At 41.3% G+C, this 19,649-nt stretch carries 19 protein-coding genes; 15 read left to right on the top strand and 4 right to left on the bottom strand.

Translation table 11 applies throughout. From position 1 onward, the window contains the following. Nucleotides 1–15: 15 nt before the first annotated feature. The 13 genes from ACKVEV_RS12670 (at nucleotide 16) to ACKVEV_RS12610 (ending at nucleotide 12,441) form a co-directional block, all read left to right on the top strand. The gene (locus ACKVEV_RS12670) at nucleotides 16–1,587 is read left to right on the top strand and encodes a class I adenylate-forming enzyme family protein (protein ID WP_409366774.1); all 1,572 of its coding nucleotides are present in this window, start codon (nucleotides 16–18) and stop codon (nucleotides 1,585–1,587) included. Nucleotides 1,588–1,609: 22 nt separating this feature from the next. Further along, nucleotides 1,610–2,773 (top strand): acyl-CoA dehydrogenase family protein, encoded by a 1,164-nt coding sequence (locus ACKVEV_RS12665; protein ID WP_409366773.1) that lies wholly within the window; start codon nucleotides 1,610–1,612, stop codon nucleotides 2,771–2,773. Between the two features lie 21 nt (nucleotides 2,774–2,794). Continuing rightward, complete coding sequence (locus ACKVEV_RS12660; RefSeq protein ID WP_409366772.1) at nucleotides 2,795–3,310, top strand: MaoC family dehydratase N-terminal domain-containing protein; 516 nt, start codon at nucleotides 2,795–2,797, stop codon at nucleotides 3,308–3,310. An 11-nt stretch (nucleotides 3,311–3,321) separates the two neighbouring features. Then, nucleotides 3,322–3,762: a hypothetical protein gene (locus tag ACKVEV_RS12655; RefSeq protein ID WP_409366771.1), complete on the top strand. Its 441-nt coding sequence runs from the start codon at nucleotides 3,322–3,324 to the stop codon at nucleotides 3,760–3,762. Between the two features lie 4 nt (nucleotides 3,763–3,766). After that, complete coding sequence (locus tag ACKVEV_RS12650; protein ID WP_409366770.1) at nucleotides 3,767–4,933, top strand: thiolase C-terminal domain-containing protein; 1,167 nt, start codon at nucleotides 3,767–3,769, stop codon at nucleotides 4,931–4,933. A gap of 6 nt (nucleotides 4,934–4,939) precedes the next feature. Beyond that, nucleotides 4,940–5,356: a Zn-ribbon domain-containing OB-fold protein gene (locus ACKVEV_RS12645; protein ID WP_409366769.1), complete on the top strand. Its 417-nt coding sequence runs from the start codon at nucleotides 4,940–4,942 to the stop codon at nucleotides 5,354–5,356. A 12-nt stretch (nucleotides 5,357–5,368) separates the two neighbouring features. After that, nucleotides 5,369–6,538: an acyl-CoA dehydrogenase family protein gene (locus ACKVEV_RS12640; RefSeq protein ID WP_409366768.1), complete on the top strand. Its 1,170-nt coding sequence runs from the start codon at nucleotides 5,369–5,371 to the stop codon at nucleotides 6,536–6,538. A gap of 12 nt (nucleotides 6,539–6,550) precedes the next feature. Beyond that, nucleotides 6,551–7,723 carry a CaiB/BaiF CoA transferase family protein gene (locus ACKVEV_RS12635; RefSeq protein WP_409366767.1) on the top strand — a complete coding sequence of 391 codons (1,173 nt, stop codon included), beginning with the start codon at nucleotides 6,551–6,553 and terminating at the stop codon, nucleotides 7,721–7,723. A 15-nt stretch (nucleotides 7,724–7,738) separates the two neighbouring features. Further along, a complete protein-coding gene (locus tag ACKVEV_RS12630) occupies nucleotides 7,739–8,953 on the top strand; it encodes a CaiB/BaiF CoA transferase family protein (RefSeq protein WP_409366766.1) in 1,215 nt (404 codons plus the stop codon). 147 nt (nucleotides 8,954–9,100) lie between these two features. Next, nucleotides 9,101–9,244, top strand: a complete 144-nt coding sequence (locus ACKVEV_RS12625; protein WP_409366765.1) for a hypothetical protein — start codon at nucleotides 9,101–9,103, stop codon at nucleotides 9,242–9,244. Between the two features lie 16 nt (nucleotides 9,245–9,260). After that, nucleotides 9,261–10,922 (top strand): CoA transferase, encoded by a 1,662-nt coding sequence (locus ACKVEV_RS12620; RefSeq protein ID WP_409366764.1) that lies wholly within the window; start codon nucleotides 9,261–9,263, stop codon nucleotides 10,920–10,922. Continuing rightward, nucleotides 10,919–11,701, top strand: a complete 783-nt coding sequence (locus ACKVEV_RS12615) for an enoyl-CoA hydratase/isomerase family protein (RefSeq protein WP_409366763.1) — start codon at nucleotides 10,919–10,921, stop codon at nucleotides 11,699–11,701. Before ACKVEV_RS12620 ends, ACKVEV_RS12615 begins: the two co-directional genes overlap by 4 nt. Before the next feature lie 11 nt (nucleotides 11,702–11,712). Next, nucleotides 11,713–12,441, top strand: coding sequence for an enoyl-CoA hydratase/isomerase family protein (locus tag ACKVEV_RS12610; RefSeq protein ID WP_409366762.1), 729 nt, complete (start codon nucleotides 11,713–11,715; stop codon nucleotides 12,439–12,441). On the opposite strand, the gene ACKVEV_RS12605 is transcribed toward ACKVEV_RS12610, so the two are convergent. Together ACKVEV_RS12605 and ACKVEV_RS12600 are read right to left on the bottom strand one after the other, a co-directional pair. Beyond that, nucleotides 12,438–13,208, bottom strand: coding sequence for an IclR family transcriptional regulator (locus tag ACKVEV_RS12605; protein WP_409366761.1), 771 nt, complete (start codon nucleotides 13,206–13,208; stop codon nucleotides 12,438–12,440). The two genes, ACKVEV_RS12610 and ACKVEV_RS12605, sit on opposite strands and share 4 nt — an antisense overlap. Before the next feature lie 87 nt (nucleotides 13,209–13,295). Then, nucleotides 13,296–14,819, bottom strand: coding sequence for an amidohydrolase (locus tag ACKVEV_RS12600; protein ID WP_409366760.1), 1,524 nt, complete (start codon nucleotides 14,817–14,819; stop codon nucleotides 13,296–13,298). 83 nt (nucleotides 14,820–14,902) lie between these two features. On the opposite strand from ACKVEV_RS12600, the gene ACKVEV_RS12595 reads away from it, so the two are divergent. Together ACKVEV_RS12595 and ACKVEV_RS12590 are read left to right on the top strand one after the other, a co-directional pair. Further along, nucleotides 14,903–15,874, top strand: coding sequence for an MBL fold metallo-hydrolase (locus ACKVEV_RS12595; RefSeq protein WP_409366759.1), 972 nt, complete (start codon nucleotides 14,903–14,905; stop codon nucleotides 15,872–15,874). A 200-nt stretch (nucleotides 15,875–16,074) separates the two neighbouring features. After that, the gene (locus ACKVEV_RS12590; RefSeq protein ID WP_409366758.1) at nucleotides 16,075–16,794 is read left to right on the top strand and encodes a GntR family transcriptional regulator; all 720 of its coding nucleotides are present in this window, start codon (nucleotides 16,075–16,077) and stop codon (nucleotides 16,792–16,794) included. A 211-nt stretch (nucleotides 16,795–17,005) separates the two neighbouring features. Here the strand turns inward: ACKVEV_RS12590 and ACKVEV_RS12585 are convergent, their stop codons facing one another. Both ACKVEV_RS12585 and ACKVEV_RS12580 read right to left on the bottom strand, forming a co-directional pair. Next, a complete protein-coding gene (locus tag ACKVEV_RS12585) occupies nucleotides 17,006–18,679 on the bottom strand; it encodes an amidohydrolase (protein WP_409366757.1) in 1,674 nt (557 codons plus the stop codon). An 11-nt stretch (nucleotides 18,680–18,690) separates the two neighbouring features. Continuing rightward, nucleotides 18,691–19,632 (bottom strand): AEC family transporter, encoded by a 942-nt coding sequence (locus ACKVEV_RS12580; RefSeq protein WP_409366756.1) that lies wholly within the window; start codon nucleotides 19,630–19,632, stop codon nucleotides 18,691–18,693. Between the last annotated feature and the right edge of the window lie 17 nt (nucleotides 19,633–19,649).

The following is a 19,649-nucleotide window of genomic DNA, read 5'->3' as shown; positions in this document are numbered from 1 at the left end:
AAAGGGAGTGGTGAAATGAATGCATATTTATTGTTGTCAATTGCCTCAAGTATTGCACCTGAGCAAGAAATTTTAACTTTTTTTAATAAGCGTTTAAATTATGCGCAACTTACCGAACGAGTAGGTGCATTGGCGAGTCGAATGGCAGCAGATGGTATTGGGCATGGTGATCGCGTAGGCATTATTTCCACAAATAGCCCTGAAGTGGTAGAAAGTTTTTTTGCGGCATTTCAACTAGGGGCAACGATTGTACCGATTAACTATCGTGCGAAGCCGGAAGAGTTGGCTTATATGATACGAGATAGCGAGATTAAAGTACTGCTTATCGAAGGGCGTTATGTTAGCTCCATTGCTAACTTTTTAAAAGATCCGCTATGCACGATTGAACAAACGATCGTTATTGGCGATGATGCACAAGGTTACGAATTGTATGAATCGTATATTGCCGACAATGAGCCAATGTTTGATTTTGCAGAGGTGGATGACGATGATATTGCGATTTTACTTTATACGAGTGGGACAACGAGCTTGCCAAAAGGGGTCATGCTTACATATAGCCAGCTAACGAATTATGTGATGGGGCATACCGAAGCGGCAACTGGTTTGCCGAATGGCGCATCGTTAACATGTGTGCCGAATTACCATGTCGCAGGGGCAACGAGTATTTGTAACTGTATTTATGGTGGGCGTCGCATCGTTTTAATTCGCCAGTTTGAGGCAGATACATGGCTAGATACACTTGAGCAAGAGCAAGTGACACATGCCTTTTTAGTGCCGACGATGTTAAAGCGAATTATCGATCATCCACGCTTTGACCAAACGGATTTCTCAAGTTTACAAAGTTTATCCTATGGTGCGGCACCGATGCCGTTCCCAATTATTCGGCAGGCAATTGACATGTTCCCATTATCCGTTGATTTTGCCAATGCTTTCGGTATGACGGAAACGACATCAACAGTAGCTGTGTTAGGGCCGGATGACCATAAGCTTGTAGGGACGCCGGAAGAAATTGAACGCAAAATTGAACGTTTACATTCGGTAGGTAAGCCATTGCCCAATGTCGACATTAAAATACTCGATGATGTGAATAATGAGTTACCTCCTAATGAAATTGGCAACGTTTACATTAAAACGGCAAAGGCGATGAAAGGCTACTGGAATCGTCCAGAAGAATCGCAAGAAACTTTGGTTGAAGGCTGGATTAACACAAAAGACATGGGCTATTTAGATGAGGATGGCTATTTATTTTTAAAAGGTCGTAACTCAGACATGATTATTCGTGGCGGTGAAAATATTGCACCACAAGAAATTGAAAATGTACTGATTGCCCATCCAGAAATATCAGATGCGGCGGTCATTGGCGTACCGAGTATGGAATGGGGCGAGGAAATTTTAGCGGTCATTATTCCAAACAATATGGATGCAACGCCTGCTATTGAGGAGATTACGGCCTATTGCCGCGAGCGACTTGCTAGTTTTAAATGTCCTAGAATTATAGAATTTGCAACGGAATTACCACGTACATCATCAGGCAAGTTATTAAAGCGTGATTTACGTGAGCAATATACTACTAACTTAGTGGAATAACAATAGAAAGGTGATGGAGTAGATGAAATTTGAATTAACGGAAAAACAAGAGTTGTTGCGTAAAACCATTCGTGAGTATTTAGCGGAGCAAATCACAGATGAGTTAATCGAGGAATTGAAAGTAACACCTGAAGGGGGACCTATTTGGAAGGCGTACATTCAAAAGCTAGGTGAAGATGGCTGGCTAGGTGTTGGTTGGCCAAAGGAATATGGTGGGCAAGGGCTGACACCACTTGAGCAATATATTTTCATTGAGGAGATCGATCGTACGGGTGTCAATATTCCATTTATTACGCTGGAAACGGTCGGCCCAATGTTAATGAAACTAGGGACGGAAGAGCAAAAGAATTATTTTTTACCAAAAATATTAAAAGGTGAAGTAGAGATTGCGATTGGTTATTCCGAGCCACAGGCAGGAACGGACTTAGCAGCATTAGAAACATCGGCTGTGCGTGATGGTGATGACTATGTCATAAACGGACAAAAGATTTTTACAACAAACGCGCATATTGCGGATTATATCTGGTTGGCAGCACGTACGGATACAACGGTGCCAAAGCATAAGGGAATTTCGATTTTCTTAGTGCCAACGACAGACCCGGGGTTTTCTGTTACACCCATGGCATTGATGGGTGAAGAAACGAATGTTACGTACTATGAAAATGTGCGTGTACCGGCTTCGGCGCTTGTTGGTGAAGAAAATAAAGGCTGGCAATACATTACGTCACAGCTTTCGCTTGAACGTTTAATGCTTTCTACTTATGCACGGATGGAGCGTATGGTGGAAGAAACGTTAGCCTTTGCACAAGAAGCAGTGATTGATGGTGAACGTGTCATTGATCGTCCATGGGTGAAAGAACATTTTGCCCAGATGAAGATGAATTTAGAAGTGTTGCGTTTATTGAATTACCGTGCGGCATGGGGCCATGACAATGAGCAAGTGGCGCCGTTTAGACCGTCGATGAATAAAGTATTTGCGGCTGAAATGAATCAGCGTGTCTTTGATTCTTGCATGCATATTATGGGGCTGTTCGGGCAAGTACGAGATGGCTCTGACTGGGCAATCGCGAACGGTGATGCAGAAAATTATGCGAAGAAACGCCTTGTGTTCTTATTTGGCGGCGGTGCCAATGATGTACAACGTGATTTAGTTGCGCGTTTTGGTTTAGGCTTACGCCGTGCTTAATACAAAGGAGGGGATGAAGACATGTCATTAACAACGGAAATGTTACAATCGCTAGTCGGTATTGAATCAGAGGTGACAAAAGGTACTGATGAAGTATGCCGCCCGATGATTCGCCATTATTGTGAGGTGATGGAAGATGCCAATCCACTCTATCACGATGACGCTTATGCAAAGCAATCACGCTATGGAGAAATTATCGCACCACCAACGCAAGTGCAAGTGTATACGATGAATCCGCTATGGCCCAAAGTAGAACGCGAAAAAAATTCAATGGAAAATTTGGTCGATTTATTAAAATCACACGGCTATTCTTCTATTGTTGCGACAGCACAAGAACAAGAATATTTTGAGCCGATGAAAATTGGCGATGAGATTAGTTACACATTGTCCGTCAAAGAAATTTCGCCGTTAAAGCAAACGGCTCGTGGTCCAGGTTACTTCTCGACGTTTTTATATACATTTATTAACCAGCGCAATGAGGTTGTTTGTAAGCAATCATTTACGATTTTATCGTATCAAGCGCAAGTACAAGAGTAGGAGGAATGGGAATGACAACGACGACATATGCAAGCATTACGTGGAATTCGATTGAAGTCGGAACAGAATTGCCTACTACTTCGAGGGAGGTAACGGCAGCATTAGTTGTGGGCGGTGCGATTGCAGCGACACATGATTATGAAAACGTTCATCACGATCATGTGGCAGCAAAGGCGGCTGGTGCGGACGATGTCTTTATGAATATTTTAACGACGAACGGTCTTGTTGGTAAGTACTTAACTGATTGGGCAGGGCCTGAAAGTACGTTGAAAAAAATTGTCTTGAAATTGGCGGTTCCAAACTATCCGAATGATACGCTCGTTTTTAGCGGTCATGTCAAAAACAAGTATGAGGACAATAATGAATGTCTAGTAGAGATAGAGTTTGTCGGTAAAAACAATCTAGGCTATCACGCATTAGGAGCAGGCGTCTTAGCATTACCAAGGGGGTAAACGTGTGGAAACAATTCACGGGAAAGCAGCAATTGTAGGCATTGGACAAACAGAATTTAGTCAAAACTGCGGACGCACAGAATTAAGAATGGCACTTGAAGCAATTCTAGCGGCTGTTGAGGATGCAGGATTAGATATTAAAGAAATCGATGGCATGGTCAATTATACGATGGATAGTGCCGCTCAAATTGATATTGTACGTGCACTGGGCATTCCAAACTTAAGTTACTTCAACCAAATTCCATATGGTGGTGGTGCAAGTTGTGGAACGATTGCTAGTGCCGCGGCAGCTGTCGCATCGGGAATGGCGAACTATGTAGTTTGTGTACGTTCCATTCGTGATGCATCTGGCCCGATGCGTTACGGCGATTTCGAGCCAACGCGTGTCAGTGGCGATTTGCATATGGGCATGTATCATCCATATGGCTTATTAACACCCGTGTCATGGGTGGCGATGTTTGCCAACCGTTACATTCATGAATATGGCATAAAAGATGGACAGTTAGCATGGGCACCGCTAGTTAATCGTGAAAATGCAAACCGCAATCCGAATGCCATTTTTCATGATCGCAAAATGACGATGGAAGAATATTTGCAATCGCCGATTAACGTGGAGCCATTGCGTCGTCACGATTGCTGTTTAAGTACTGACGGTGCAGTTGCTGTTATTGTCACAACGCCAGAGCGTGCCAAAGCATTAAAGCAAAAGCCGGCGCTAATAGCGGGCGTGAGCCAAGGGATGTCGACGAATGGTGAAGTGATGACGAGTTACTACCGCGATGAAATTACGTTTTTGCATGAAGTAGAAGCATACGGTAAAAAATTATTCCAACAAGCTGGCATTACGCCACAAGACATTGATGTGGCGCAATTTTACGATGCGTTTAGTCCGTTAATTCCGATGCAACTAGAAGCACTTGGCTTTGTCGGTCGAGGTGAGGGGGTTGCCTATTGCGAAGGCGGCACGCGCATTAATCGTTACGGTGAGTTACCGATTAATACAGCAGGTGGCTTAATGTCGGAAGGCTATTTACATGGGATGAATTTAATTACCGAAGGTGTGCGACAAATTCGTGGTACATCTACAACACAAATTGACAATGTGGAACATGTGCTTGTTACAGGTGGTTTAGGTGTACCGACAAGTGGACTTATTTTAAGGAAGGGGTAAAACGATATGGTGCAATATACGGGTATTGGCACACCAAAGCCAAATATGAATGAAGATACGGAAATGTTTTGGCAAAAGCTTCAGGAAACAAAGAAACTGCATTTTCAACAATGCGCTAAATGCGGTACGGTGTTACATCCACCGCGTCCGGCTTGTTATAACTGTCACAGCTTTGAATTGGAATGGCAAGAGGCACCAACTAAAGGAACGATCTATTCGTATGTAGTGTATCATCGTTCGGTACATCCAGGCTTTCAAACACCGTATGAAGTGGTGTTAGTTGAATTAGAAAATGGGGCAAGAATCGTCGGCAATATGCTCGATGCTGCGCCTGAAGATATTGCGATCGGAATGCCTGTAGAAGTAGTCGTGGACGATCAAGTCTATGAAGATGTATCGCTTATAAAATTTAAAAAATTATAAGGAGGGTTCGCCATGGATTTTCATTTAAATGATGTACAAAAAGAGTTTAAGCAAACGGCACGGAAGTTTTTTAAAGAGAAGTGTGGGCTGGAGGAATTACGCGCATTTGAAAATAATCCTCACCATTATTCTGAAAAGCTTTATAACGAATTAGTGGAGCTTGGTTTTGTCGGTCTGATTGTGCCGGAGCAATATGGTGGTTTTGGCGGAGATTTTTTAGATTTAGCAATTGTGATGGAGGAAGCAGGTTGGGCTTTATTCCAAGGGCCATTTTTATCCACAATCGTTAGTGGTGTGATGCCAGTACTGACGCATGGCACAGAGCAACAAAAAGAAGGTTTACTACCGGCCATTGCAAGTGGTGAACAGAAGGTGAGTTATGCGATCGCAGAGCCACAAGCTCATCACAAATTAGAGCATCTGACACTTGAAGCAGTGCCTAATGGATCTCACTATGTGTTAAACGGCACGAAGTTATTTGTCCCATTTGCACAGTCAGTGGAGAAATTATTGGTCGTAGCGCGTACTAATCAAAGTGCTGTTGGTTCAGTAGAAGGGTTGACGGTGTTCCTTGTCGATACGGCTACAACAGGTATTGAAGTGAAAGCGATTCCTACCATTAGTGCGGACGGTTTATGTGAAGTGCAGTTTAATCATGTGGAAGTTTCGGCTGCGCATATTATCGGCAATGTGGATGAGGGATACTGTGTTGCGAATGACATGCTCAATTTTGCCACTGCATTAAAATCGATTGAAATGACAGGTGTACTTAGTCGAGCTGTTGATATTACAGCGGATTATGTGAAAGAGCGTCAACAATTTAATGTGCCAATTGGGTCGTTCCAATCTGTGCAACATCGTATGTCGGATATGTTAACAATTGTAGAAGGTGGTCGTCTAGCAGCCTTCCATGCTTTTTCAAGATTAATAGAAGGCAAAGATGCAAACACCGAAGTAGCGATTGCTAAAGCTTGGTTAAGCCAAGAAGGGCAAAAAGTCGTGACAGGTGCCCATCAATTGCACGGTGGCATGGGCATTGACTATGACTATCCACTACAGTTTTGCTTCCGACGTTTTAAAGGACAACAACTGGAATTTGGCTCTTCAGAAGTGCATTTGCGCAATCTAGGTGAATGGTTAGCCGTAAAGCCAGAACAACCAACAAAAGTATCGACTATGTAAGGGGGCTATGCGATGACAACAGCAGCGTTAACACATCTGAAGGTACTGGACTTATCTTGGCATATTGCAGGACCGTATTGTACAAAAATCTTGGCGGATTATGGAGCGGAAGTCATTAAGGTGGAACGTCCAGTCACAGGTGATCCGTCGCGCTCAGTTGGTCCGTTTAAAAATAATGAAGAAAATATCAATGCAAGCGGTCTATTTGCTTATTTAAATAATAATAAACAAAGTATTACAGTCGATTTAAAATCTGCACGAGGTGTAGAGATCATCAAGCAACTAGTAAAAAATATGGATGTGCTTGTTGAAAACTTTGCGCCGGGTGTGATGCAGCGACTCGGCTTAGATTACGATACGTTAAAGGCCATCAATCCTAAGCTTGTGATGGTATCGATTACAAACTTTGGGCAAGAGGGAGAATTTGCGCATTATAAGGCGACGGAAATTATTACGCAGGCAATGAGCGGTTTTTTATCGTCCATTGGTGCGCCGGATCGAGAGCCAATACGTGCCGCGGGACAATTGCGCATTTTAGAGTATGTCACAGGTACATTTGCCGCCTCGTCCGCCCTTGCGGCAATACGAGGTGCACGTGAAACGGGACTAGGTGCGTATTTAGATATAGCTATTGCGGAAACGGGCTTATTGCAACGTTCCTACCCAACTGTACAAAACTCTTATCCGACAAGTGCCTTTAAGTATGATGGACGTTATGTCATGCTACCAGGCATTGAACAATGTAAGGATGGGCATGTCGGTATCAGTGTGCTGACAGGTCAACATTGGCAAGGCTTCTGCTTTATGATTGAAGCCTATGATTGGGTGGAAGATGAGCGTTTTACAACATTACCCCAACGCTTGCTTCATAAAGATATTTTCCAAGAGCGTCTTGATGCCTTTTTACAGCAACATACGACCGAAGAAGTGCTAGCACTAGGCAAAGAGTGGCGTGTACCCGTAACGCTTGTACCAACTTTTGAAGACTTACTTTCTTTAGATCAATATGTAGCGCGTGAATTTTTCGTCGAGGTCAATCATCCGGAACTCGGGCTCATGAAGCAACCTGGTGCACCATTCCGCATGTCGAAAACCCCTTGGTCAATTCGTTCAAGTGCCCCAATGCTAGGTGAGCATAATGAAACAACATTAAAAGCATTTTATGATAAAAGCACACAAATCTAGAAAGGGTGAATTTAGATGAATCAACCATTAAAGGGAGTACGAATTTTAGATTTGTCGATGTGGTGGTCTGGCCCGATGTGTACTTCTTATCTCGGTGCACTTGGAGCGGAAATCATAAAGTTGGAATCCGTACAAGCGCCGGATGGCTTCCGCTTTACGTTATCAACCCCGAGAGAAAATTGGTGGGAATTTGGACCGCAATTTAACTCTGCCAATCACAATAAACGTGGTGCAACGCTTAATTTACTAGATGAAGAGGGCAAAGCATACTTTAAAAAAGTGTTGGAAAAATGCGATATCGTTATTGAAAATTATACGCCGCGTGTAATGGAAAACTTTCAATTAACGTATGACGTACTCACGCAGTATAAAAAAGATTTAATCATGCTCTCGATGCCAGCTTACGGCAAAACAGGGCCATATCGTGACCAACCTGGCTTTGCCTATACATTTGAAATGTTATCAGGCATTGCTCAGCTCAATGGCTATCAGGATGGTAAACCGATGACCGTACTGGGTGTCGCAGATGTACTAGCAGGATTTCATGCGGCGGCTGCCTTGTTAATTGCACTCGAACATCGCGATCGGACAGGTGAAGGACAAGAAATTGAACTGGCCCAAAACGAAGGCTGTGTTAATTATATGGGTGCACCGATTGCGGACTTTATTTTGAACGGTGAAAATTGGGGCCGTGTAGGGAATCGCCAACCAGGCATTGCCCCGCAAGGTGTCTATCGTGCACAAGGCAAAGATAGCTGGGTAGCGATTTCCATCACTTCAGATGAAGAGTGGCACAGCTTATGCCAAGTAATAAATGAGCCAGCGCTATTAAACGATGAGCGTTTCAAAACCGTCGAAGGGCGTATTGCGGCACATGATGAAATCGATGCCATTATTTCGCAGTGGACACAGCAAGATAGCCATCATGCTATTGCTTCACGCCTCCAAAAAGTTGGTGTGCCAGCAGGTCCAGTGTTGGAAGTACATGAAATGGAGCATGATCCATTTTTGAAAAATATGTATCAAGAAGTAACGAGGGACTATGTAGGGACACATTTATATCCGTCATGGCCAATTAAATGGAACAATGAACGTGTGTTACATAAAGCACCCGCACCATTACTTGGTCAGGATAATGAATATGTGTTTAAGGAGTTATTACAACTGTCAGATGACGAGTATACTAGCTTGCTAGAAAAGAATATTATCGGAGATAAAATGCTTCGTTAAAGTGAGGGATGTACATGACGATTAAAATCGGAACGAAATTGCAATGCCCAACATGTCAAAGTGAATTTATTATGATGAAAATTGGTGAAGGTCAAATCACTTGCTGTGGGCAGAAAATCAGTGAGAAAAAGTAAGGAGTGATGTACGATGGCGAATCAATTAGGAAAACGTTTAGAATGCTTGCAATGCGGAAGTGAAGTAATGTGCATCAAATCTGGTGAAGGGTCTGTTCAATGCTGTAATCAAAATATGCAGGTCAAAAAGCCAGTGGCATTACCTACAGCAGACTAAGTTAGGAGGTCGTGTTATGACGCAGCAAACACTGAAGGGCTGTAGAATATTAGAACTTTCCACAACGCTTGCCACCAGTTTTGCTGCTGACTTATTACGACAGCAAGGAGCGTACGTAGAAAAAGTATGTCTGCACCAAACTTTCTTTTGTGATGCACAGAAGGAACTGACATCATCGATCGCAAAAAGTGAATGGGATATTGTACTAACGGACGACCTGCAGTGGAAGTCTGCATGTTTTCCGCAAGCCGTCACAGTATTCATTGACTTTCAAGCTTTTCAAACAGGCGATGAGCGTGAACTACAAGTAAAAGCAGGCTGGCTAAAGAAAAGTGAGCAAGAATCATCCCCATCTATTGCCATCGGAGGTTTCCCCGCCTCCTTATTAGTGGCGGCTCACATTGCCTTTCTCACGGTTTGTCAGTTACTTGAAGGGCGGCGCAATTCCACAGTGGTGGTTCATGTAGCCTCTATTTTAGCGAGTGCACTACATGGTCGACTGTTTACGATGGAAGAGCAAGAAATTGTGCCGATGATGCTTGTTCCTACAGCGGATGGTCAGCTGTTCATTGGTGCTCCAAGTGATGAACAATGGGCATTTTTAACAAGTTGGGCCGAATTAGATGTGCCACCTTGTCCGACACAATCGGAAAGAAGGTTACAAAAAAGCGCTATTAACAAAGCGTTAAGTAATTGGAGTGCTAGCCAATTACGTCAGGAGCTTATGATGCTCGGACAAACGTTTCGATTACCTTTTGCGAGTGTCCAATCGCATGAGGAAGTATTAAAATGTCCCCAACATAAAAGTAGAGGTTTTATTCAACAACAACGCATTATCCGTTCCCCATGGATGATGTCAAAAGGGCTGGCTGCAAACCAGTCCTTTTCTTTTACTAGTTTTAAGGAGTTACAAATTGTTGATTTCACAGCGATGTGGGCGGGTCCTTATTGCACGCGATTATTTGCAGATTTAGGTGCAACTGTCATAAAAATCGAAGCGCCCCATCGGCCAGATGGCGTGCGGGGACAGTCAGGTTCGACACCTTTTTTTGAGGAGCTGAATCGCAATAAACAATCCGTCGTATTAGATTTGAATACGGAAGAAGATAAAGAGATATTATTGAAGCTTGTGGAAGGTAGCCATATCGTGGTGAATAATTTTAGTCCGCGTGTAATGGGTAATTTTGGTTTAACGGATGATGTGCTCCAGCGACACAATGCGTCCATTATTCATGCAGCATTATCTGCATTTGGTCAAACTGGCCCTTATCGTGATTATGTAGGGTATGGGTCGACATTGGAATCAATGGGTGGCATCGTAGCACAAACAGTCGATCATACGGGGACACCTGTTCTGCCTCTATTTTCTATAAGTGATATGACAGCGGGTGTAATGGGTGCATTGGCTATTGCCCTTGCTTTGTATGATCAAACAACAACGAATGCAGCCTATAAAATTGACGTCTCGCAATATGAAGTAGCGACGATGATCGCATCGGTTCCTTATGAGCACACAGCTGTCCAACCAGTGATTTTATGTGATGACAATATAATAGAAGAAACACCAAATTGGTGGCAAGCAGAGGAAGAAACGATACGAAGAGTACGGGCCCCTTATTTTGGTGAGCATACAGCTTATTACAAGACAAACTACGCGAATGAAAAGAGGGATGGATGATGAATTATCAATTTATCAAAATGACACAGCAGCAAGGCATTGCCTACATACAGTTAGTCGACAATGCAACTCAAAATGAATGGCATGCACCTTTTATTCAAGAGTTACGTGATGTCGCCATTCATTTACGAGATGCAACGGACATAAAAGTAGTAATTGTCGGTTCGACTGCCGATAACTTTTCCGTTGGCACTAGACTTCCTGCATCGATAGAGGATGAACTACCGCAACAATATCAAACGGTATATCTTGCGACTGAAGCGCTTGAACTATGGGCGAAGCTTCCTTATCCAATTATTATGGCGATTCATGGGCAATGTACATCATTAGCTTTTAGTTTTGCTTGTCTTGCCGATATTCGCATGATTGCAGATGATGTGCAATTTGCAGTGCCAGAATTAGCATACGGCTTAGTGCCGGCAGGGGGCATTACACAGCGCTTGCCAAGGTTAATTGGGAAAGGTGCAGCAATGCATGTTTTACTTGGTCAGTCTACAGTCAGTGCGGAGGATGCGATGGCGCTAGGTTTAGCGACGCTACAAGTAACGCGGGAGGAATTGTGGAATGCGGCTTGTGCAGAGGCAGTGCACTTAAGCGAGCTGTCTACTTTATCATTGCAATATACGAAGGAATGTTTATATCGTGGCAGTGAGCTACCGTTTGAACAGGGATTACGTTTAGAGTTAGATGTCTATTTATTATTACAAACTTCGCGTGATCGTATGGAAGGTGTGCAAGCCTTTTTAGAGAAGCGCAAGCCACATTTTGTTGGGGAATAGGAGGAGCGTAGATGGAATCAATTGTATTATTCGAGCGACAGCAAAATATAGCGATTATTACTTTAAACAATCCTGAAAAATTAAATGCCGTTAGTGTGGCAATGCGTGACGCTCTGTATGAACATATTTTAGCAGTCCAAGCTGACCCTACAATCGATGGCGTGATTTTAAAAGGGAATGGGAAAGGATTTTGTGCCGGTGCAGATTTAAAAGAATTTGGCACAGTGCCATCGGTTATTGAAAAACGGAAAATTCGAATTCAGCATGATATTTGGGAGGAATTCCGTCGCTGTCCAAAGCCGATTGCAGCTATTTTGCATGGTTTTGCAGTTGGCTCAGGCATTGAGATGGCGATGATTTGTGATTTTCGTTTTGCTGCACCTAAAACAAAAATTTCTTTGCCGGAATGTGCACTCGGTATGTTACCAGCCGCTGGGGGGACACAAAGCCTGCCCCGCTTAATGCGTCATGGTTGGGCAATGGATTTTGCGATGAAAGGTTATTATTTATCAGCACAGGAAGCGAAAGCTCGTCAAATTGTCACAGATATTTTTGAAGAAGAGCAGTTATTTGAGGAAGTGTACCGTTTTATGCAGCGTATTACAATGTATCCGAAGGTCGCACAGCAAATTAAACGCTTAGTGACTAGTGGGTTGGATCGTTCATTAGAACAAGGGCTTGCATTTGAACAAACCCTTGTAAAGGAAAATTATATGCAACATGTTTTGGCAAATGGCTAGTGTTGTATGTCGAGGAAGTCTTGTGTGATTTTTGCTGTGTATTCTTGGACGATTGCTTCCATCTGTTTTTTAATGTTCTCATGATAACGGGAAAGGGGAAGGAGAATCGTTAGTGCAGCAAGTGGCTCATCACTATTGCCCCAAATCGGTGCAGCGACACCAATCATGCCGTCTGCCCGTTCGCCAAGACTCCACGCATAGCCATCTTGCTTAATGGTTGACAGCTGTTGTTTAAAGAGTTCAATATCGAGTGTTGATTCTGTATGTTGGATATAGGTTGTGCGATTAAAATATGTTTGTAGGTCTTTTGGTGACATGTAGGCCATATGTAATTTCCCGATTGCGCCGTAATATAATTCATATTCTTCCCCGAGTGGAGTCGTCACTTTTAAGGCATGTTCACTTTCAACACCGGATAAAAAGAGATGTTTATTCCCTGAACGTATAGATAAATAAACAGACTCCTTCGTTTTTGCGGCAAGTTCCGTCATGTATGGCTGTGCAATCGAAACAATATCCGGCGCTTGGAATCGATTGACGATTTGAAAAATGATTGGTCCTGGCTGGTATGTTTTACTGTCAGAATTTTTTAGTAGCATGCCACGGTCTGTTAAAGTAGCTGCTAAACGAAATGCTGCTGTTTTACTAATTTGTAGCTCGCGCTCAATATCAACGAGCCCGATAGATTTATATTTTAAAAATAATGTGAGTAAAGAGATGGCATTATCTACAGTGCTTAATCGGTGGACGGTTTTATTATTTTCCATAGTCTTCATACCTTTCTTTTTCAGAAATTGCGATTATAGCAATTAAATATTTATTATATAGATAATTTGTATTAATTACAATATTTGTTATGAAGAATGATAAAGTCGTTGACCACTGATCCATGTCTCTAATACTTGCATATGTTGAAGCTCAGTTAAGGTGCAGTTAATAGGATGGTGTTCAAGCATAATAAAATTAGCGTCAAAGCCTGGTGCAAGTTGTCCTATGTGCTGTTGCTCACCTAGAACGGAAGCAGCATTTGTCGTATAAAGATTGAGCGCCTCCTGTCTTGAAATAGCCTGTTGTTTATTTACTGGCAAGCCATTTTTGCTGTGTCTTGTACAGGCAGCAACCATGCCAAGCCAAGGGGAGATCGGTGCGACAGGGGCATCGGAGCCAGCTGCGACTGTAATACGCTGTTGTAGTAATGAATTTACTGGATACAGCCATTGCTGCTCACCATCGTCAACTTGCTGTAAATAGCGATCTCCATGTGTATAAATAAACGGAGGATTCGTCACGACTTGTATTTGTTGTTCATAAAGCATATCGAAAAAAGCTTCGGGGCAAAGACTCATATGTTCAAAGCGACAAATCCCTTTTACGTCTGGGAGTTGCTGGCGGGCTGTTTGTAATGCATCCAATGCATGCCAGACCATTTCAGGATTGACAACATGAACGGCGACAGGACTATTGGCGAGAAATGCCTGTTTCATCATTTGGACAACAACGTCCTTTGAAGGATAAATTTCAGGCATTGTCTCCAACACAATTTTTAAGGCACTGCGTTTAAATAGTGGTGTCGATTGTAGCTGCTGTGCAAGGTCTTCAAAGTGGGCGCTACCTGTCATCCAATGAACAGGCATGTGCCAGAAGAGTTGAGCTGCTTTTTTCCATACGGCTAGTTGAGCTGCTGTTGTCGTTGGAGAGGCATCGCACACGGTTGTAATGCCTAATGCTAAAAGCTTTGCTTGTAATTTTTGTATGCCTGCTAACCATTGTTTTTCGGGTAATTTAGGTAGGACAAATTCATTGAGAAAAGCGTCTGCACCGTGCATAATGCCTGTCGGTTGTCCAACTGCATCAAGCTCTTCGTAAATCCCTTCTGTCGAATGGTTTTGTGAAGCTTGTTTAAAATAGTCCCAGCCTAGACGGTTTAGCACAGACGTATGCCGAGTAATATAGCGCAGACGAATTGGGTGATTCGTAGAAAGCTCATCCAACATAGCCATTGTTAGTTTTTCTATTTGGGGAAAATGAAAAGGATGATAGCCATTTATACGAACCCATTGTCCGACTGGAATTTGCGAAATTTGCTCACGAAGATATGTAAAAAGGGCCTCTTTCGTTTGGTATGATGTTGGTATATGTATACTAAATTGTTCGCTAACCATCGCTTGTAAGTGACAATGGGCATCGATTAAACCAGGGATAATCACCTTTTGCTGGGCATCAATCATTACTTTCGCTTGATAGGGTACAACTTCATGATGCTGAAATAAAGCAATGATTTTGCCGTTCGCAATGGCCATACTTGTCGCGATAGGCATAGATTTTGATTGTGTTAAAATAACGGCATTGTATATAAATGTATCGATTTTTCGGACCATACGTTGGCTCCTTTCAATCAGAAGTGTTATTATTTTAACATAAAAAGACAGAATAATAGAATAATTAAGTGGGGATGTTAATTATGCACAATGAAAACCGTTTTAATTGGCAAGTTGTAACATTGCCAATTCCTTATGATTTACGCAGTGTTAATTGTTATATAATCGAAGAGCATTCTGGTGTTACAATTATTGACACTGGTGACGACACCGATGAGTCGAAAGCAATTTGGCGCGAGGTCATTGGCCAACGTCGAGTTAACCGTGTGCTGATCACACACTTGCACATTGATCATTTTGGGCTGGCAAAATGGTTCCAAGATGAATATGGTGCAACGATTTGGATGTCTCGACGCAGCAATGATGAATTACTAAAAAGACGAGAACGTTTTGCACAAGGAATGACCGAGGATGGCAGTTTATCTTTCTTGGCGGATTATGGCATGGTACAAGATAAAGCGGCATCGGCAGTATTTAATCGCTTTGAACCATTTCAAGTGCAGGTCGATGTTATATTTTCTGAGCAAGAACTCATTGAAGGCGAGACATTTAAGCTGCAGCCTATTTGGACACCAGGGCACTCGGCAGATCATTATTGCTTTTATGAAAAAGAGACAGGGGTTTTATTTTTAGGAGATCATTTGTTAGAAATTATTAATCCGATTGTAATGCCTTCTACACAAATGCAAAATCCGCTTGCCTTATATTTAGCGACATTTGACAGTCTCGGTCAATTAGCAATCAACGATGCCTTGCCGGCCCATGGAACACAGATTGAAGACTTTGCTGAGCGTGTATCGCGCTTAATGGTCCATTATACAGATAAATGCCAGCAAATATTAGCCGCTATACCAGCGGAAGGGGCGTCTGCCCATGACATTACAAATCAAGTGTACGCACATAAACCGCCAGAACTCCGCGGTGCAGCTTTTATTCAAGTAATTACTTTTGTGCATTATTTAACGGAGCGCAATTATTTAATACGCAAGCGTAAAGGTCAAAGCTATAACTTTTATCGAAGTAACTTGGCCAATGCTGAACCATTCACGCTTTAGCATTTATGTAAATATCCACTGCTATTTGGGTGGATATTTTTTAGTATATAAAAAAGGTAAAAACAAGGATTAAATTAGGCAAAAAATAGAAGGACAGATATAATAGAAGTAGCCCTATTTAACGATGTTTATAGATAATCAGTTCTTTTTAGTCATGATAGTATTCCCCTCTAAAATAGACTTTTGAAAGGAGTGTAAGAATGATTAGTTCAAATAATCCAATACCTCTCCATATCCAGCTAAGAAAAATAATAGAGAAGAATATTAATCAAGGGATTTATAAAAGTAAAATACCAAGTGAACGTGAATTAATGGAAGCTTACAGTGTGAGTAGAAGTACAGTAAGGGAAGCTGTGTCCCATTTAGTGAATGATGGTATTGTCGAGAAACGACATGGTAAAGGTACATATATTGCTAGAAAACCAGTGCATTACTGGTTGGGTAATCTGATTAGTACAACGAAAAGTATTGAGAATATGGGGATGCACCCTGGAACAAAGTTAATTAATCATGGGATTGTTACCGTTCCTGCTGAAGTAAAAGAAGCAATCACTTTAGCTCAAGCCTATTTGATTAAGCGTGTGCGCTATGCAGATGATATGCCAATAGCGATAGAGACGCAATATTATCCAATAGAAATTGGTGAAAAGCTTGCGAAATTGGATATTAAAAGCGGTACGTTATATGACTTATTAGAGGATGAAATGAGTATCCAATTGCATGATGCGGACGAAGTGATTACGAGTAAGCCGATTTCAAAAGAGGACGCTAAATTGCTTAATATTAAAGAAAATAGTAATACCCTTCATTTAGATCGTTTTGTTTATGATATAAATGGCGATTTGATTGAATATTGTATGGCGGATTATCATCCTGGTATGTATGCTTTTCACTTCAAATCACAACGCTTAAAAAAATAAATAGCAGATTGTTAAAAGGAACAGTATTAGAGTGCTTGCAGTTACTGTAACACCTTGTTGTTAGTTCGTTTGATATCTGTTTAGCACAGTAAGCCGTAACCCTCACTAAAGCCTCTGCTAGCAGCAATTATAAAAACTACTGACAAATGGGGAGTCAGTAGTTTTTCTGAGACAATATATAAATAGTTACTATTGGGGATAGTAATTATTTTCACTTGGATAAAGCTAATTTTTTACTTTCAAATACAATTTCACCGTTAATAATCGTAGCTAATATATTGATGTCTTTAATTGTCATTGGATCTACCGCTGTAGGATCTTTATCTAATACAGCAAAATCAGCTAATTTCCCTATTTCAATAGTGCCTAATTCTTGCTCATCGAAGTTTAATTGTGCGCCATAAATAGTCATCGATTTTAACGCGCTTTCAACATCAATTTTTTGATCGTCTCCTAGTACATGGCCGTCTCTCGTTATGCGATTCACTGCGGCCCATATTGAGAACAGTGGGGAAATCGGCGTAATAGGACAATCCGAATGTAATGTGTATAACAAACCGAAATCATCGGCTTCTTTTAAAGGGTTCATTCGTTCTGCTCTTTCAGGACCTAAAAAGATGTTTTTATGGCGGTCTCCCCAGTAATAGACATGATTAATAAAGAAAGAAGCGGCAATTTCGTATTTTTTCATGAATGCTAAATCTTCCGATGTTGCTGTTTGCACATGTTCAATTCGATGACGGTGATCATCACGTGGACAAGTATCAAGTGCATATTGATAGGCTTCCAAGATGGAGCCTATAGAGCGATCGCCGTTGCCATGTGTTGCGATTCTAAAGCCACGCTTATGAAAATCCAATACGTAATCATTTAAAATACGTTGTGGGAAAATTAAATCCCCGTATAAATTCGCATCATTATAATATGGTTGACGTAAAGCGCCTGTTAACCCTTGAATCGAACCATCTTGGAATAGTTTCGCACTATCTAATTTGGCCATGCCATTAGAGTCCTGTAAAATTTTTTGATTAAGTTGCTGTGCATCATACTGCTCAAAAATGCCACCTTCCAACAACATATCATTCATAATCATGAAGCGCATTCTCATTGGATGTGCTTGTGCCTTCAATGCCTCCATATGGATATCATATTCTATTGAACCTAATGTTAAGCCAACCCCTGCATCCGTATTGGTTGTAATTCCTTGTGCTAAATAGTCCTGAGCAGCTAAGCGAATTAAGTCAATGACCTCTTCAGTTGTAGGAGTAGGAATACAATTAAAAACTAAATCCATTGCAGCAGGCTCATATAATACACCATTTAAATTATTCAATGCATCCCGGCCAAAATGACCCCCATATGGGTCTTTTATCGAAGCATCTAACTTCGCGATTTCCAATGCTTTTGAGTTGGCGACGGCAAGATGATTAGATATATGACGGATAAATATAGGGCGATCCGTACTTACTTTATCTAAGTCTTCTTTTGTAGGGTGTCTATTTTCTACAAGCATTGTATCATCATAACCAAAGCCTAAAATCCAACTGCTATCAGCTTGTACATTTGCATAGTCCTTTAACTTACTAATGATATCGGTAATACTTTTATTATACGTAGGGGAACAATCGACTTGTGATTTGTTTAACGCATAAATTAATAGATGGTTATGTGTATCAATGAAACCAGGGATTAATGTTGCACCGTTTAAATCTACTTCATGTATTCCTTTTTCAAAAACTAAAGAGTCTTTGATATGATCAAACGCATCTTTCATCCATAGTCCTACAATTCGCCCCTTATAAGACGCCACCACATTAGCACGTGTACTGTTTGCATCTAATGTTATAATATTTGCATTTTCAATAAGTAAATCAACTTTCATCATAGAATGACCTCCTAAAAGTAATTGAATTTAACCAATATGAATAGCAGTAATGGTATTGATAATAATGAAAATATTGTTGAAATAACTGTGACAATCGCACCTAATTTATCGTTCGCCTGATATTTACTAAATAAAATAGAGGACAGTGTTAGAGCAGGCATTGTCGCTTGAATTAATAATGTTTGGGCAATGACATGGTCTACCGTAATAAAACTTAGGATTATTAGCACTACAATTGGCAAACCAATAAGTTTAACCAAAGTAGGGATAATCGATTTACTTTGAAGTGCGCTAAATTGCGACTTATTGACAGACATAATGAGTAGCCCGATATAAAACATGGCAAGTGGTGAGGCAAGTGCAGCTAATTGGTTCGTTAATGTAATAAAAATCACGGGCGGACGATAATTAATAAAGGCAAAAAATAAGCCACTGACAATTGCAATGGTTGGTATATTAATCATTGATTTCAGGGTGCTAAATGAAAATTTCATCGTTTTTTGAAGCAGCATCACCCCAATAGTCCATATGACCAAGTCCACGCCAGCATCAAAGATGGCCGCATATAAAGCACCTTTTGGCCCTAAAATGGCTGCACATAAAGGAATACCGATAAAACCTGTATTGCCTAGACCAGAAAGTAAGGATATTTCTGCTTTAACCGCACTACCTTTATCAAACATAGTAATCAACAGCCATCCTAAAATAATGCCAATTAGACAAATGACAATAGATAGTCCAAATACCATGCCAATATTTTTTAGAATCGTAGGATCGATATCTACTTTAAATATGCTTGATAAAATAATACAGGGCATTGCGACATTAACAATAATAAGCGTATATGTTTGACGTGTACTATCATTAATAGGCGTAATGCGAGCAAGTAATACACCAATTAAAATCATAAACCCTATTAATAGTATTGATTCAAAAACAACAGAATACTCCATTTCATGCACTTCCTATA

The organism is Lysinibacillus sp. 38-6, assembly GCF_046245175.1.
In the GTDB taxonomy this organism is placed as follows: Bacteria; Bacillota; Bacilli; order Bacillales_A; family Planococcaceae; genus Lysinibacillus.
Note: the sequence above shows the minus strand (reverse complement) of the source record. Positions and strands in the feature narration are given on the sequence as shown.

Bases quoted from the DNA above. Each gene is read 5' to 3' on its own strand.
- ACKVEV_RS12610 (WP_409366762.1), top strand. From the start codon at position 11,713: ATGGAATCAATTGTATTATTCGAGCGACAGCAAAATATAGCGATTATT.
- ACKVEV_RS12660 (WP_409366772.1), top strand. From the start codon at position 2,795: ATGTCATTAACAACGGAAATGTTACAATCGCTAGTCGGTATTGAATCA.
- ACKVEV_RS12580 (WP_409366756.1), bottom strand. From the start codon at position 19,632: ATGGAGTATTCTGTTGTTTTTGAATCAATACTATTAATAGGGTTTATG.
- ACKVEV_RS12590 (WP_409366758.1), top strand. From the start codon at position 16,075: ATGATTAGTTCAAATAATCCAATACCTCTCCATATCCAGCTAAGAAAA.
- ACKVEV_RS12620 (WP_409366764.1), top strand. From the start codon at position 9,261: ATGACGCAGCAAACACTGAAGGGCTGTAGAATATTAGAACTTTCCACA.
- ACKVEV_RS12595 (WP_409366759.1), top strand. From the start codon at position 14,903: ATGCACAATGAAAACCGTTTTAATTGGCAAGTTGTAACATTGCCAATT.
- ACKVEV_RS12605 (WP_409366761.1), bottom strand. From the start codon at position 13,208: ATGGAAAATAATAAAACCGTCCACCGATTAAGCACTGTAGATAATGCC.
- ACKVEV_RS12630 (WP_409366766.1), top strand. From the start codon at position 7,739: ATGAATCAACCATTAAAGGGAGTACGAATTTTAGATTTGTCGATGTGG.
- ACKVEV_RS12665 (WP_409366773.1), top strand. From the start codon at position 1,610: ATGAAATTTGAATTAACGGAAAAACAAGAGTTGTTGCGTAAAACCATT.
- ACKVEV_RS12670 (WP_409366774.1), top strand. From the start codon at position 16: ATGAATGCATATTTATTGTTGTCAATTGCCTCAAGTATTGCACCTGAG.
- ACKVEV_RS12655 (WP_409366771.1), top strand. From the start codon at position 3,322: ATGACAACGACGACATATGCAAGCATTACGTGGAATTCGATTGAAGTC.
- ACKVEV_RS12640 (WP_409366768.1), top strand. From the start codon at position 5,369: ATGGATTTTCATTTAAATGATGTACAAAAAGAGTTTAAGCAAACGGCA.
- ACKVEV_RS12625 (WP_409366765.1), top strand. From the start codon at position 9,101: ATGGCGAATCAATTAGGAAAACGTTTAGAATGCTTGCAATGCGGAAGT.
- ACKVEV_RS12645 (WP_409366769.1), top strand. From the start codon at position 4,940: ATGGTGCAATATACGGGTATTGGCACACCAAAGCCAAATATGAATGAA.
- ACKVEV_RS12635 (WP_409366767.1), top strand. From the start codon at position 6,551: ATGACAACAGCAGCGTTAACACATCTGAAGGTACTGGACTTATCTTGG.
- ACKVEV_RS12585 (WP_409366757.1), bottom strand. From the start codon at position 18,679: ATGATGAAAGTTGATTTACTTATTGAAAATGCAAATATTATAACATTA.
- ACKVEV_RS12615 (WP_409366763.1), top strand. From the start codon at position 10,919: ATGATGAATTATCAATTTATCAAAATGACACAGCAGCAAGGCATTGCC.
- ACKVEV_RS12600 (WP_409366760.1), bottom strand. From the start codon at position 14,819: ATGGTCCGAAAAATCGATACATTTATATACAATGCCGTTATTTTAACA.